16 protein-coding genes and 1 pseudogene are annotated in these 14,283 nt (G+C 66.5%); 15 read left to right on the top strand and 2 right to left on the bottom strand.

The features are described from left to right. On the top strand, nt 1–697 hold a 697-nt coding region (locus RT91_RS17485), incomplete at its 5' end, for a methyl-accepting chemotaxis protein (protein WP_160321862.1). Nucleotides 698–1,032: 335 nt separating this feature from the next. Here the strand turns inward: RT91_RS17485 and RT91_RS17490 are convergent. Continuing rightward, nucleotides 1,033–2,247, bottom strand: coding sequence for an amidohydrolase family protein (locus RT91_RS17490; RefSeq protein WP_035188829.1), 1,215 nt, complete (start codon nt 2,245–2,247; stop codon nt 1,033–1,035). A 144-nt stretch (nt 2,248–2,391) separates the two neighbouring features. On the opposite strand from RT91_RS17490, the gene RT91_RS17495 reads away from it, so the two are divergent. The 5 genes from RT91_RS17495 to RT91_RS17515 all read left to right on the top strand — a co-directional run bounded on the left by RT91_RS17495 (nt 2,392) and on the right by RT91_RS17515 (nt 7,576). Continuing rightward, nucleotides 2,392–3,225 (top strand): ABC transporter permease, encoded by an 834-nt coding sequence (locus RT91_RS17495; protein ID WP_240314345.1) that lies wholly within the window; start codon nt 2,392–2,394, stop codon nt 3,223–3,225. A 50-nt stretch (nt 3,226–3,275) separates the two neighbouring features. Then, nucleotides 3,276–4,337, top strand: a complete 1,062-nt coding sequence (locus tag RT91_RS17500) for an ABC transporter ATP-binding protein (RefSeq protein ID WP_035188805.1) — start codon at nt 3,276–3,278, stop codon at nt 4,335–4,337. 62 nt (nt 4,338–4,399) lie between these two features. Then, on the top strand, nt 4,400–5,437 hold the full coding sequence (locus tag RT91_RS17505) for a PotD/PotF family extracellular solute-binding protein (RefSeq protein WP_051788354.1): 1,038 nt from the start codon (nt 4,400–4,402) through the stop codon (nt 5,435–5,437). 4 nt (nt 5,438–5,441) lie between these two features. After that, nucleotides 5,442–6,320 carry an ABC transporter permease gene (locus tag RT91_RS17510; RefSeq protein WP_082468648.1) on the top strand — a complete coding sequence of 293 codons (879 nt, stop codon included), beginning with the start codon at nt 5,442–5,444 and terminating at the stop codon, nt 6,318–6,320. A 71-nt stretch (nt 6,321–6,391) separates the two neighbouring features. Beyond that, nucleotides 6,392–7,576 carry a Xaa-Pro peptidase family protein gene (locus RT91_RS17515; protein WP_035188811.1) on the top strand — a complete coding sequence of 395 codons (1,185 nt, stop codon included), beginning with the start codon at nt 6,392–6,394 and terminating at the stop codon, nt 7,574–7,576. On the opposite strand, the gene RT91_RS17520 is transcribed toward RT91_RS17515, so the two are convergent. Beyond that, nucleotides 7,561–8,238, bottom strand: a complete 678-nt coding sequence (locus tag RT91_RS17520; protein ID WP_055726032.1) for a TetR/AcrR family transcriptional regulator — start codon at nt 8,236–8,238, stop codon at nt 7,561–7,563. The genes RT91_RS17515 and RT91_RS17520 overlap by 16 nt on opposite strands. Before the next feature lie 468 nt (nt 8,239–8,706). Here RT91_RS17520 and RT91_RS17525 point away from each other — a divergent pair, with 468 nt between their 5' ends. The 9 genes and pseudogenes from RT91_RS17525 to RT91_RS17565 form a co-directional block, all read left to right on the top strand. Further along, the gene (locus RT91_RS17525; RefSeq protein WP_035188815.1) at nt 8,707–9,963 is read left to right on the top strand and encodes an ATP-binding protein; all 1,257 of its coding nucleotides are present in this window, start codon (nt 8,707–8,709) and stop codon (nt 9,961–9,963) included. A gap of 306 nt (nt 9,964–10,269) precedes the next feature. Further along, on the top strand, nt 10,270–10,749 hold the full coding sequence (locus RT91_RS17530) for a CBS domain-containing protein (RefSeq protein WP_035188833.1): 480 nt from the start codon (nt 10,270–10,272) through the stop codon (nt 10,747–10,749). Between the two features lie 6 nt (nt 10,750–10,755). Continuing rightward, the gene (gene atpD / locus RT91_RS17535; RefSeq protein ID WP_051788359.1) at nt 10,756–12,177 is read left to right on the top strand and encodes a F0F1 ATP synthase subunit beta; all 1,422 of its coding nucleotides are present in this window, start codon (nt 10,756–10,758) and stop codon (nt 12,175–12,177) included. Continuing rightward, nucleotides 12,174–12,587, top strand: coding sequence for a F0F1 ATP synthase subunit epsilon (locus RT91_RS17540; protein WP_035188817.1), 414 nt, complete (start codon nt 12,174–12,176; stop codon nt 12,585–12,587). Before atpD ends, RT91_RS17540 begins: the two co-directional genes overlap by 4 nt. Continuing rightward, entirely contained in the window at nt 12,584–12,859 is a 276-nt protein-coding gene (locus tag RT91_RS17545; protein WP_035188819.1) for an AtpZ/AtpI family protein, read from the top strand. The genes RT91_RS17540 and RT91_RS17545 overlap by 4 nt, the downstream gene beginning before the upstream one ends. Then, a complete protein-coding gene (locus RT91_RS17550; RefSeq protein ID WP_152982866.1) occupies nt 12,856–13,131 on the top strand; it encodes an ATP synthase subunit I in 276 nt (91 codons plus the stop codon). The genes RT91_RS17545 and RT91_RS17550 overlap by 4 nt, the downstream gene beginning before the upstream one ends. Further along, a complete protein-coding gene (locus RT91_RS17555) occupies nt 13,128–13,814 on the top strand; it encodes a F0F1 ATP synthase subunit A (protein WP_035188820.1) in 687 nt (228 codons plus the stop codon). The genes RT91_RS17550 and RT91_RS17555 overlap by 4 nt, the downstream gene beginning before the upstream one ends. After that, the gene (locus RT91_RS17560) at nt 13,811–14,056 is read left to right on the top strand and encodes a F0F1 ATP synthase subunit C (RefSeq protein WP_035188822.1); all 246 of its coding nucleotides are present in this window, start codon (nt 13,811–13,813) and stop codon (nt 14,054–14,056) included. The genes RT91_RS17555 and RT91_RS17560 overlap by 4 nt, the downstream gene beginning before the upstream one ends. After that, nucleotides 14,056–14,283, top strand: a pseudogene (locus RT91_RS17565) (hypothetical protein); the annotation flags it as partial. The gene RT91_RS17560 and the pseudogene RT91_RS17565, both read left to right, overlap by 1 nt.

Consider the following 14,283-nt stretch of genomic DNA (forward strand, 5'->3'; position numbering starts at 1 on the left):
TTCTGCCGTCGTAGTCGCGGAGACCGTGAGTGCGATGGCGGGTATCGAGAACTCATCCAATCAGATCAGCAACATCATCGGCGTCATCGACGAGATCGCGTTTCAGACCAATCTCCTTGCCCTGAATGCCGGGGTAGAGGCCGCACGCGCCGGTGATGCAGGGCGCGGGTTTGCCGTCGTGGCCACTGAGGTTCGCGCCCTGGCGCAACGCTCGGCCGACGCGGCGAAAGAGATAAAGACGCTAATTTCCGCTTCGACTCAACAAGTTGGTACTGGCGTGGCACTGGTCGGCAAGACCGGGAAGGCCCTGCAAGGGATTGCCGAACAGGTTGCCAGGCTGAATGGCATGATCGGCGACATCACAGGATCTACGCGGGAACAGTCGTCCGGACTTAGTCAGGTGAACACAGCGGTCAGCCAGATGGATCAGGTCACGCAACAGAATGCAGCGATGGTTGAGGAAACAACGGCGGCAAGTCACAGCCTGGCGCGCGAGGCCCAGGAGCTGGCCAGGCTTGTCGGTCAGTTCCGCATCGGCAAGGCCTCTCGTGTGCAGCAAGCAGTGAAGCCGGAAATGAACAGGAGGCCGGCGAGATCGTACGCTCCGGACCATCACAAGCCAGATCGAAATGCTCCTGCGACGCGGCCCTTGGGCAACTCCAACGAACTCGTCGCGGAGGGTGCTGAAGCTGGCTAGGATGAGTTCTGATTTCGTTATCATCCACTGCGGTCCCGGACGTTCTGACACACCAAAGCCCCGACACGGGCCTTCGAGAACCATGTGTTCGTCGTCTTTACCGGTCTTTGCGGCGAGGAGAAAGGCACGGCGTATCAGGGCGCGTCGTCATCGCGGTGCCGACTGGCAAGATCCTGGCGCGGGCCGGCACGTTGGAGACTTTACTGGTCGCGGATCCGGAGCCCGCGATCTATGCGGCGATGGAACTCGATCCGAATCCCGAGGATCTGCGGCCGGAACTTAACGGACCTGCAGGGCCGGTTGCGAGCTGATCGGACCGGACGCCCGGTGCCGGGTCAGACCAGTTCGCCGCCCTTGACCACGAGGCGCGGCGAGCGCTGCGGGTCGGCCATGATACGGATGTTCTCGAGTGGATTGCCGTCGACGACGATGAGGTCCGCGAGGTAGCCCGGCTTGACTAGGCCGAGCTCGTGCTCACGCCGGATCAGCCGCGCGCAGTTGATGGTGGCGGCGCGGATCAGGTCCGGCGCCTTCACGACATCGGCGCGGAGCACGAATTCGTCGAGCTGGCGGCGGTGCATGACACCCAGGAGGTCGGTGCCGTAGGCCATGGGGACGCCGGCGCGATAGGCCATCTCCACCGCGTTGATGCCAGCATCGAGCACTTCGTAGGTCTTGCCGACAAGATCCTTCGGTAGCCCGGCCTCGACGCCTTCCTCGACGAGGGCGCGGAAGACCGAGAGCGTCGGCACCAGCACGGCGTCATGCGCCTTCATCAGGTCGATCGTCTGCTGCGTCGCGAGGTTGCCGTGTTCGATCGAGCGGACGCCGAGGCGCACGCAGCGCTCGATCGAGCGGGCGGCATAGGAGTGGACCGCGACATAAAGATTGGCCATCGCGGCCTCCTCCACCACCGCGGCGATTTCCTCCTCGGAATACTGGTCCGATGAAATCCGGTCGGTCGGCGAGGAAATTCCGCCGCCGCCCATGATCTTGATGTGGTGCGCACCGCGCCGGATCTCGTCGCGCGCGGCCTGGCGGACCGCGGCGACGCCATCGGCGATGCGGCCGAGGCCGGGCTGGGTGTAGGCGGCCTCGTGCACATCGGTGCCGGGGGCGCGGATGTCACCATGGCCGCCGGTGGGCGACAGCGCCTTGCCGCAGAAGAACAACCGAGGTGCCGGGAACAGTCCTTCCTCGATGGCGCGGGCGAGGCCGTGATCGGCGCCGCCGACATCGCGCACCGTGGTGAAGCCGCGCCGGAGCATGCCGCCCAGGATTTCAGCCGATTTCGCCGCGACGTAGCTGGGCGGCGTGCGCACCAGCTCGGCGAAATTGGCTGTGAAGGCGGTGACATGGACGTGGCAGTCGATCAGCCCGGGCATCAGGGTCTGGCCCTTGAGGTCGATCCGTTGCGCACCGGGCGCATCCGGTTTCGTGTCCGAAACGCTGGCGATGCGGGCACCATCGACGAGCACCCAGCGGTCGGGCAGGAGCGCGCCCTGTTCCACATCGAGGATCGCGGCATTCTCAAACAGGATCGAGGACATTTTCATCTCCACCAGAGGGGCCCCATCGGTTGCGAGGCGGTTGCGGAAATGCTTGACACACAAAAAAGATACCGGCAAGACGGTTTGTAAATGTGCGACGGTGCCATCGTTGCGCTTCGTCAGGGGCTTCGGGAGATGGGCTTGGTGCGATCGTCGGCCATCGTCGGAATGCAACGGATTTCGCCCTGGCGGATCGCCAATGCCGTCACGATCGTGCTGGTTTACGGGCTGATGCTGCTGCCCGTGATCTTCGTGGTCTGGCTGTCCTTCTTCAACAGCGCCTTTCCGAGCTTTCCGCCGCCCGGCTACACGCTGCACTGGTTCGCGCGGGCGGCGACGCGGCAATCCTTCACCAGCGGCTTCGTGACCAGCATGGAGGTCGCGATCGTCGCGGCGGCGATCGGGGTCACGGCGGGCACGCTGGCGAGTCTCGCGCTGGCGCGGCATCGCTTCCCGGGGCGGGACGCGCTGAACATGCTGCTGCTCTCGCCGCTGATCGTGCCCGGCATCGTGATCGGCACGGCGCTGTTCATCTTCTACATCGACATCGCCGGCATCTTCCGCTGGAATCCGATGCGGCACATCATCGGCCTGGTGATCGCGCACACGATGCTGACGATCCCGTGGTCGATCCGCCTGATCAGCGCCAACCTCGTGATGCAGGACCCGAAGATCGAGGAAGCGGCGCGCAATCTCGGCGCCGATGCGTGGACCACGTTTCGCCGGGTGACGCTGCCGATGATGCGGGCCGGCATCGTCGCCGCGACGCTGTTCAGCTTCATCGTCTCGTTCGAGAACCTGGAGGTCTCGCTGATGGTGGTCGCACCCGGGACGACGACCTTCCCGATCGCGCTGCTGCAATATCTCGAATTCAACATCGACCCGACCATCGCCGCAGCGAGCACCGTGCAGATCGTGATCATCGGCGTGCTGCTGCTGATCAGCGATCGCTTCGTCAAGCTCAGCCGGATCGTCTGAGCGATGCGCCGTCTCCCACCTTCCCGCCCGCAATTCGATATCGGACCGGCATGACGAAACTCACGATAAAGACCGTTTCCAAGCATTACGCCGCGGTACGCGCGGTCGAGGACGTGTCGCTCGAAGTGGCGCAAGGCGAGCTCGTCGCCCTGCTCGGGCCGAGCGGCTGCGGCAAGACCACGCTGCTGCGGATGATCGCCGGGTTCGTGCCGGCAAGCGCGGGGCGGATCATGATCGGCGAGGCCGACGTGACGAACTGGCCACCGCACAAGCGCAATACCGGCATGGTGTTCCAGGGCTATGCGCTGTTCCCGCACATGACCGTGGCGGAGAACGTCGCGTTCGGCCTGCAGATGCGGAAAGTGGCGGCGGCGGAGATCCGCCGGCGCGTCGGCGAGGCGCTCGAACTCGTGCACATGGAGCGCTTCGCGGCGCGGTATCCGCGGGAGCTTTCGGGCGGGCAGCAGCAGCGCGTGGCGGTGGCGCGGGCGCTCGTGGTGAGCCCGGATGTCTTCCTGCTCGACGAGCCGCTCTCCAATCTCGATGCCAAGTTGCGCCAGAGCGTGGGGCAGGAAATCCGCGCGCTGCAGCAGCGGCTGGGGCTCACCACCGTTTTCGTCACGCATGACCAGGACGAGGCGCTGGTCCTCGCCGACCGGCTGGTGGTGATGAACGAGGGGCGGGTGGTGCAGACCGGCAGCGGGCGGGAGCTCTATCACCGGCCGCGCTCGCGCTTCGTGGCGGGCTTTCTCGGGCGGACCAACCTGATCGAGGGGCGATATGACGGCGAGGGCCGCTTCACAGCGCGCTCCGGCCTCGCGCTGCGCGGCGCCGAGGGGGGCGAGGGCCTGGCGCGCGGCGTCGAATGCGCGGTGTGTCTGCGCCCCGAGAACATCGTGATCGGCGCCGCCGCCGACTCGTTGCCAAACCGCTTCGATGCGCGGGTCGAGAGCGTGACCTATCTTGGCTCGACGTCGGAATTCACGGTCAGCGCCGGGGGCGAGAGCCTGATCGTGGAACGTCAGAATCGCGAAGGCGAGGAGATCGACGTCAAACCGGGCGACGCTGTCAGGATCGGCTGGCGGGAAGAGGCCGGATTCATGCTCGAATAGGACGGAGGGCGCCGGTCCGTAATCCAGGTGATGCACGAAACTTGCAAGAGGAGAGACCAAGAATGACCATGAAACTGGATCGCAGACTGTTCCTGGCGACGGGCGGAACCGCCGCCGGGCTGGCACTCGCCGGCGGCATGCCGCGCGCGCGCGCCGCCACCAGGGAGGTCGTCGTCGGCACCTGGGGCGGCGATTACGAGCGGCTGATGAAGAAGTTCGTGGCCCCGCTCGCCGCGAAGCAGGGGGTCCGCTTCGTCGCCGACGTGGGCAACGCGCCGGCGCGCAAGACGAAGCTGATCGCGCAGTCGCATCTGCCGACCAACTCGATGGACATCGCCTGCCTGAGCAATGACGACATGGCGGAGGTCGCGGCCCTGCACACGCTCGCGGATATCAACGAGACGCAGGTGCCCAATATCGCGAACGTGTTTCCCAACCTGCGCAAGCCCTACGCGATTCCGCACATCTACAGCGCGCTGGTGCTAGTCTATAACCCGGCGATCGTGCCGAAGCCGAATTCCTACGCCGATCTCTGGAAGCCGGACTATGCAGGCAAGATCGGCTTTTCCGACATCCTCTACATCTACAACATCATCGCCGCGGCTGAAGCCCATGGCGGCAAGCCCGGCAATTTCGACGCCGCGAAGAAGCCGCTGCTGGCGCTGCGCGACAAGGTCAAGATCTATCCCTCGAACGAGGCGGTGGCGAACGCGCTGCATTCGACTGAGATCGGCGTCACGGTGATGTGGAAGGCGCGCGCCTTCCAGTGGGCGAAGAACGGGGTGCCGGTGAAGTTCAGCGTGCCGGACGAGGGGGCGACGCCGGTTGTCTTCGAGGCGGCGATGACAAGGAACGCCAATAATCCGAAAGGCGCGGAAGCGTTCCTCAATGCGATGCTCGATCCGCAGGCGCAGCTCGGTTTCGCCGAGGCGATGGGATACCTGCCGACCGTCTCGAACGCGAAACTGCCGAAGAAGCTCGACGAGGAGCTCGGCTTTACCGAGGCCCAGCGCAAGAACTTCTTCATCCCCGACGAGGCCTACATGATCAAGACCACGTCGCAATGGCTCGACTGGTGGCGGCAGGATTTCCGGGGCTAAGTTCATGATGACGGGCCTTCGGAAATCCAGGGTCCCGGCGATGCCGGCGGTGGCGATGCTGCTGCCGGCCACGCTGCTGGTGCTGGGTGCGCTTGTTGTGCCGACGCTGATCCTGCTGCGCTACAGCTTCAACCGATTCAGCCCGACCGCGCTGATGGAGCAGGCGTTCACCCTCAGCAATTACGCCCGTTTCTTCACCGACAGCTATTATCACCAGGTCATGCTGACGACGTTCCTGATGGCGCTGAGCTGCACCTTCGCCGCGGCCGTGCTGGGATTTCCGGTCGCCTACATGCTCGCGCGCACCCGCAGCCGGTTCAAGAGCCTGCTCGTGATCCTGACGGTATTTCCGTTGCTGGTCGGCAACGTTGTCCGCGCGGCGGGGTGGATGGCGTTCATGGGCGGCAAGGGATTCGTCAGCGGTGCGCTGCAATGGCTCGGACTCGCTCATCATGGCGTGGACCTCATGTACACGTTCTTCGCGGTGTTCATCGGCACACTCAGCGTCGTGCTTCCGTTCATGATCCTCACCCTGCAGAGCGTGCTGGAAGGCATCGACTATTCGGTGGCCGACGCGGCACAGAATCTCGGTGCGTCTCCCGCGATCACCTTCCGCCGGATCATCCTGCCGCTCGCCCTGCCGGGGATCGTCGCCGGATCGGTGCTGGTGTTCATCCTCTGCATGAACGCCTATGCGACGCCGTTCCTGCTCGGCGGGCCGTCCTTCAAGATGATGGCGCCGGCGCTCTACCAGCAGATCGAGGTGGCGTCGAACTGGCCGTTCGGCGCGGCGCTCGCCTTCATCCTGATGATCGTGACGATCGGCGCCACGGTGCTGTCCACGGCGCTTCTGCAACGCCGCATCCGCGGTGTGCGTGCCTGATTCTGCAGCCGCCGGTACCGCCCGAGGGGGCGGACGGAGGCTGCTTCGCCCATGCAAACAGGGAGTATGAAATGTCGTTTCTGTCACGTGACGTGCAGGACTACCGGATCGGGTTACTGGACGGGCTGATGGAGCAGGAGGAGCTCGACGCCGTCGTCGTCTTCGGTGCCGAGTTCTTCCAGTTCTTCTCGAATTTCCATCTCGATGTGCTGACCTGGGAACGTCCCGTCACTCTCGTCCTGCCGCGCGGCGGCGCGCCCTTCGCGCTGATGAATTCACTCTCGACCAACCATCTGCGGATGGCGCGCGAGCGGCAATCGATGTGGGTCGAGGACGTGACGATCTATTTCGAGCATCCGAAGCCGGGCGTTCCGCTGGTGGGCGGGTTTGTCGAGCTGCTGGCGGAGCGGCTCGCGGCGTGCGGGCTGACTGGCAAGCGGATCGGCACCGATATCGCAACCCCGGCGCTGGCCGCGGCCGCGGCGCGGCTCGACGGTGCCAGCATCAGCAACGTGCAGGCGGGGCTGCGGCGGCTGCGCTGGATCAAGCATGCCGAGGAACTCGCGATCATGCGCGAGATCGCCGATCTGAGCGACTGGGTGCAGGATCGCTACCGCGAGCAGATCCGGCCGGGCCGGCTGGTGCAGGAGATGGATCTCTGCATCGCCGCGATGATGGTCGAGGAAGCGGCGCGGCGGTATCCCGGCGAAAATCTCGAAGTGCTGCGCTGCTACACGCTGAGCGGCCCGGATTCGGCCTCGCCGCACGGCAATGGCGCGCAGACGGGGGCCAGGGTCGAGGCCGGCCACGGTCTCGTCAACATCGTCATCCCGCGGCTGAACGGTGTGACGATCGAGAACGAGCGGGTCTGGTTCTGCGGCCGGCCGGACGCGACGCAGACGCGCCATTTCGAAACCGCCCGCGTTGCGCAGGAGGCGGCGATCGAGGCGATGGTGGCCGGGCGGCCGGTGAGCGGCATCGACAAGGCAGCGCGCGAGGTGTTCGAGCGCGATGGCTGCGGCGATTTCATCCTGCATCGCACCGGTCACGGCATGGGCCTGATCGGCCACGAGTTTCCGGAGGACATGCCGTTCAACAACCGCGCCTTGCTGGCGGACGAGGTCTATTCGGCGGAGCCGGGAATCTATGTCTATGGCGTTGGCGGGTTCCGGTTCGACGATACCGTGGTGATCGGCGAGCGGCCCGAAATCCTGACGCGGGCGCCGCGCGACCTGCGCAGTCAGACCGTGGTCTGAGCCTTGCCGCGGCCGCGCGCCTTGCCCTTGCCGCGTGGCCGCATCCGCTCGCGGGTGATGTCCAGCCAGGCGGCGAGGATGTCCTCGTTCGAGATGTTGTGGTTCGACAGGTCGCCCTGGGTGGTCATGCCGCGGAGCATGCAGAGCGTCATGTAGTGGAAGACGGCGCCGTCGGTCTTCGCGTCGGCGGATTCGAACCGGCTGTTCCAGATCTCGTCGCGCATGGTCGCCCAGCGTGAGAGCACGCGCTGCAGCCCGTGCTGGAGTTCGGGATCGCCACGCGCGGCGAGGGCCAGTTCAAGCGCCACGATATAGTGCCGGGTGTCGAAGACCTTGGTCCAGAGGAAGCTGATATAGGTTTCCGGCTCCAGCGGGACCGTTTCGTAAGCGGCCAGCAGGCGCTTGCGCTCGACTTCCCAGGTGCCGAGCAGGTGGTCGTAGGCCGCGAGGATGAGATCGCGCTTCGAGGCGTAGTGATGGGTCTGCGCGCCGCGGGAGACGCCGGCGCGGCGGCAGATCTCGGTGGTCGAGGCGCGTTCGTAGCCGATATCGGCCAGGACATCGAGCGTGGCCTTGCAGAGACGCTCCTGCATGGCGCCGGTGCGCTGGCTCTGCGTGCGTCGGATCGGTGCGGGACCAAGGCGTCCCGGCGGCTTTTCCACAGCTTTTCCTCCCGGAGATCATGCGGCGTTTATAAACTTACAGAGACGCATTCGCGATAAAATGCAAGACGTTCTGTTTGTATCGGATGATTCTGCCGTGGCGCGCGGGCGCACGGTTCGTGAGCTTCCCACAAATTTTCCAGGCGGGGACGGCAGGCCGGTGGTTCTCGGACATGGGTGCGGAAAATCAACCGGGATCACGGCTGTCGTTTATCGCTCTCATTACTATTGCGGAACCTCCGCACAATCCAAGGGCGGTTCGTCCCTTCCGGATTACCGCTCATTTAAAAGGTGCGTTGCAGGGATCTCCCCGCAGAAGGGGGGCGTCGGCGACCGCTGCGCCGACCAGGGGGAAGGCTTTCTCCCCCAAGGCCTTCCAGATCGCGGTCCCGTAACTTCCAATTGGCGGGCCATTGACTCCCAATTGGCCGGAGTCAATAGTTCCAATCTTGCGGATTCGGAGACGGCATGTTCGAGCGGTTTGTGGAGCGACGGGCGGAGGAAGCCCTTTCCGATACGCCGGTGGTCCTGATCGTGGGCCCGCGCCGCGCCGGCAAGACCACGCTCGTCCGAAAGATGGGAAAAGCCGGACGGACCTATATCACGCTCGACGACCAGACGGTCCTCGAGGCCGCCCAGTCTGATCCCGCCGGCTTCATCCGTGGCCTCGACCGGGCCATCATCGACGAAATCCAGCGTGCGCCTGACCTGCTGCTGGCCATCAAGAAGACGGTCGACGAGGACTATCGGCCAGGTCGCTTCCTGCTCACCGGCTCGGCGAATGTCCTGACTTTGCCGAGGGTCGCCGACAGCCTGGCCGGCCGGATGGAAACCATCCAGATGCTGCCGCTCGCAAGGGCGGAGATCGAAGGCCGGATGCCGACTTTCCTGGAGCATCTCTTCGCAGGAAAGCTTCGGAGCCAGCGGGAGGCAATCCTTGGCGACGACCTCACCCAGCTTGTCCTGATCGGCAGCTTCCCCGAAGCGATCAGTCGCGACAGCGAGCGCCGGCGGCAGGACTGGTCGAGGTCCTATGTCACGTCGGTACTGACACGCGATCTGCGGGATATCGCTGACGTCGAGAAGCTGACCGAGCTTCCGAAATTCGTAAGGCTGCTGGCCGAGCACTCCGGCCAGTTGGTCAATTATTCGCAGTTCGGCGCAGGCATAAACGTCAGCCACAAGACGGGGCAGCGTTATGTTGGGCTGCTTGAGCAGGTGTTCCTGATCGCGACGGTGCAACCATGGTTCACCAATGCCCTGAAGCGCATCGTCAAGACACCGAAGCTGCACTTCCTCGATTCCGGCCTGTTGGCGACTGTGCGGGGTCTTTCCTTCGACAGGATCAAGGCGGATCGCGGGACGTTCGGCGCGCTGCTGGAAAGCTTCGTGTTTGCGGAAGTTCTGAAGCTGATGACGGCTTCGGACCTGCGGCTGACGCCCCACCATTTTCGGGATCGGGACGGGCGCGAGGTGGACATCGTTCTGGAGCGTGACGACGGGACAATCGTCGGCATCGAGGTCAAGGCAAGCGCGACGGTCAAAGCCGGTGATTTCGGTGGCCTGCGGGCCTTGGCCGAAGCCTGCGGAGACCGCTTTGCCTTCGGTGTCGTCCTTTACGACAGCGCGGACGTCGTGCCGTTCGGCGACAGGCTGGCGGCGGCGCCATTGTCGAGCCTTTGGAATGGAGCGCCGCGGACGAAAAAGGCGGACAAATCAAGATAGCCGCCGGGAAAGGGAGAAACGATGCTCAGCAGAGGGCCAGAGTGGCGAGAAGGGATCCTCCGACGACGGAACGCCACCCATGAATTTCCAAAAAGACTCTGAGAAAATCCGCATGGATTACGCGGATTTGTTTCGGCATTCATGATGTTTCGGATCCGCCCTGTTCCGTGAGATTTCATCGAAATGACATGCGGCTCCGGCGCCGGTTCATGAAATTGCCCTGACGCCGCCGCGTTGCGGCAGATCAATGCGGATGCGCTGCCATCCTGCGAAGCTGGCCACCGCGATTTCGAGGTGGAGAGAGGCATGACGATCAACGCCGCCGACATCATGACCCGTAGCGTGGTCACGGTCGACCCCGACGACAGTGTCGCTCATGTCGCCGGGGTGCTGAACGAGAAGGGGATCAGCGCGGCGCCGGTCTGCGACCGTGATGGCAGGCTGGTCGGCGTGATCAGCGAGGGCGACCTGATGCGCCCGTTCGGCCAGGAAACGGGGCTGCGGCGCGACTGCTGGCTCAATCTCCTCGCCGAGGGATCCGAACTCGGCCGGGAGTTCCTCGACTATGTCCGGGTCGACCGGCACCGGATCGGCGACCTCATGAGCCGGAACGTGGTGTCGGCCTCGCCGGCAGCGACACTCGGCGAGATCGCCGACCTGCTGGCGCGCCATCACATCAAGCGGGTGCCGATCATCGCGAACGGCAGGCTGGTTGGCATCGTCAGCCGCGCCGACATCGTCCGCGCCGTGGCCCGCCAGCCGGAGGCCGCGGCCACGCCGGGTTGAACCGCTATGGCGGCAACATCACAGGAGGGGCGTGTCGTTGCGGTGCGCGGGCCGGTGCTCGACATCCGCTTCGCGGCGCCCCCCCTGCCCGCCCTGAACGAGGCGGTGGCGGTGCGGTGGGACCGGCCGGGACGGCTGGTTGCCGAGGTCGCCGCCCATCTCGATCCGCTGACGGTGCGGGCTCTCGCGATGGGCGAAACCGCAGGGTTGCGGCGCGGCACCGCGGTGCGGGCGACGGGCGGGCCGCTGACCGTTCCGGTCGGCGATGCGGTTCTGGGGCGGCTGATCAACGTGCTGGGCGAGACCGGCGATCTTGGCCCGGCCCTGCCGGAGGGGATCGAGCGCTGGCCGATCCATCGCCGGCCGCCGCCGCTCGCCGAACAGACCGGAACCAGCGCGCTGTTCGAGACCGGGATCAAGGTGATCGACCTGCTCGTTCCGCTCGCGCAGGGCGGCAAGGCCGCGATGTTCGGTGGCGCCGGGGTAGGCAAGACGGTGCTGATCATGGAACTCATCCACGCGATGGCCGAACGGTACGAGGGCATTTCGGTCTTCGCCGGCATCGGCGAACGGTCGCGCGAGGGCCATGAACTGCTGAACGACATGCGGCATTCGGGCGTGCTCGCGCGCAGCGTGCTGGTTTACGGGCAGATGAACGAACCGCCTGGGACGCGGTTCCGCATCGGCCTCGCCGCACTCAGCATCGCCGAATATTTCCGCGACCGCGGCCACCGCGACGTGCTGCTGCTGATGGACAATGTCTTCCGCTTCGTCCAGGCGGGGAGCGAGGTTTCGGGGCTGATGGGCCGGCTGCCCTCGCGCGTCGGCTACCAGCCGACACTCGCGACCGACGTCGCGGCGCTGCAGGAGCGCCTCGCCTCGGTTCCCGGCGCCGCCATCACCGGAATCGAGGCGGTCTACGTGCCGGCGGACGATTTCACCGATCCGGCGATCACGGCGATTTCCGGCCATCTCGACAGCGCGCTGGTCCTCTCGCGCGACCGCGCCGCCGAGGGAATCTATCCGGCGATCGATCCGCTCGCCTCGTTCTCGCTGCAACTCGACCCGCTGGTGGTCGGCGGCACGCATGCCGCCATCGCCGACGAGGTGCGCCGGACGCTGGCGCACTGGCGGGCGTTGCAGGACGTCATCGCGCTGCTCGGCGTCGAGGAACTCGGCGCGCAGGACCGGCAGATCGTGGCCCGCGCGCGGCGGCTGCAGCGCTTTCTCACCCAGCCCTTCGCGGTGACCGAGGCCTTCACCGGACGCCCGGGCCGCTCGGTCGCGCTGAAGGACACACTGGCCGGATGCCGCGCGATCCTCGACGGCGAGGCGGATGACTGGCCGGAAGGCGCGCTCTACATGACCGGCACGCTGGACGACGCCCGGCGCGCCGCCGAGGCGGCCGGCGCGGGGAGGACGGCATGAGACTGCTGATCACCGAGCCGACCGTGGTGATCGCCGGACACGACGATGTCGCCAGCCTGCGCGCGGAGGATGAAAGCGGCGGTTTCGGCATCCTCCGGGGCCATGCCGACCTGCTGACGGTGCTGCCCCCCTCGGTCCTGACCTGGCGGCACATCGATGGGCGGACCGGGTTCTGCGCGGTGCGGCGCGGCGTGCTGACGGTCAGGGCCGGGCGCGAGATCGCGGTCGCCGCGCGCCAGGCGCAGATCGGCGCCGATCTGGAAACCCTCGAAGGGGTGGTGCTTGCCCGCTTCGCCGCCGAAGCGGAGGCCGAAGCGGGCGCGCGGGTCGCGATGGCCCGGCTGCATGTCGAGGCGATCCGGCGGATCATCACGGCATTGCGCCCGCCCGGCGCGGCGTTCGCGGCATGACGGACAAGCCCGACCGTCTGCTCCGCGCGGTGCGCCAGAAACGCGAGCGGCACCGGTTCTGGCAGCAATCGGGCGAACCCTCGCTCGCGGGCCGCCTCGCCCAGATCGGCGTGCTGGGCTGGACCATCGTGCTGCCGACGCTGGGCGGAACGCTGATCGGCCGCTGGATCGACCGGCGGTTCGGAACCGGCATCTTCTGGACCGGCCCCCTGCTGCTGGCCGGCCTCGGGCTCGGCAGCTGGGCCGCGTGGCGCTGGATGCACCGGCAGTGAGCGCGAACCTGCTCGCCATCGTGCCGGATATCGCGGCCGGGCTGCTCGCCGGCGGGGTGCATGCCGGCATGCTGCGGAAGAATGCGGCGCTGTATCTCCAGCCCGGCCGGATCCCGGCGGCGGTCGCAATGCAGGTGCTGCGGCTCGGCCTGCTCGGCGCCGTGCTGGCCCTGCTCGCGCGCGAGGGGGCGGTGGCGCTGCTGGCGGGCGCCGGCGGCGTGCTGGCCGGTCGGCATGGCGTGCTGCTGCGGCTGGCGAGGACCATGCGATGACCGGTTCGCCGCTCACCGCCACCGCGCTGTTCCATGCCGGCCCGCTGATGGTCACGGAACCGGTGGCGACGAGCTGGGCGATCATGCTCGCGCTCGCGCTGGGCAGCCGGCTGCTGACGCGGCGCCTCGCCTTGCGTCCGACGCCCGGCCAGGCGGCAACCGAACTCGTGGTCGAGACGATCGGCCAGCAGATCCGCGACACGATGCGGGCCGACCCGGCGCCGTACCTGCCGCTGATCGGCACGCTGTTCCTGTTCATCCTGACGGCGAACTGGTCCTCGCTGCTGCCCGGCATCGAGCCGCCGACGGCGCATGTCGAGACCGATGCGGCGCTGGCGCTCATCGTGTTCCTGGCGATCCCCTGGTTCGGCATCCGGGCGCGCGGGCTGCGCGGCTATCTCGGCAGCTTCGCCGAGCCGAACCTGCTGATGGCGCCGCTCAACCTCGTTGAAACGCTGACCCGCACCGTCTCGCTCGTGGTGCGCCTGTTCGGCAACGTGATGAGCGGCGTGTTCGTCATCGGCATCGTGCTGTCGCTGGTCGGGCTGATCGTGCCGGTGCCGCTGATGGCGCTGGAACTGCTGACCGGCGCCGTTCAGGCCTACATCTTCGCCGTGCTCGCGATGGTCTTCATCAGCGCGGCGATCACGCCGCCGCCGTCATCCAGGGAGCCCGAACCATGAACCTGATCGAGATCGTCAGCATCATCGGAGCCGCGATGGCGGTCTCCTTCGGCGCGATCGGCCCCGCCCTCGGCGAGGGGCGCGCGGTGGCCGCAGCGATGGAGGCGATCGCACGGCAGCCGGAAGCGGCCAACACGCTCGCGCGGACGCTGTTCGTCGGCCTCGCGATGATCGAGACGATGGCGATCTACTGCCTCGTCATCGCGCTACTGCTGCTCTTCGCCAACCCGTTCATCCACTGATGCGGATCGACTGGTCCACACTCGCGCTGCAGACCGTCAACGTCGTCGTTCTCCTCTGGCTGCTGAAGCGCTTCCTGTTCCGCCCCGTCGCGGACATCATCGCGGCGCGCCGGAAGGCGGCGGCGGACCTGCTGGACGAGGCCGCGGCGGCACGCGCGGCGGCGACGGCGCGCGCGGCCGAGCTGGCGCGGCGGATCGCTGCGAGCGAGGCGGCGGCGGACGCGCGC

This window comes from Acidiphilium sp. JA12-A1 (assembly GCF_000724705.2).
GTDB classification, from domain to species: domain Bacteria; phylum Pseudomonadota; class Alphaproteobacteria; order Acetobacterales; family Acetobacteraceae; genus Acidiphilium; species Acidiphilium multivorum.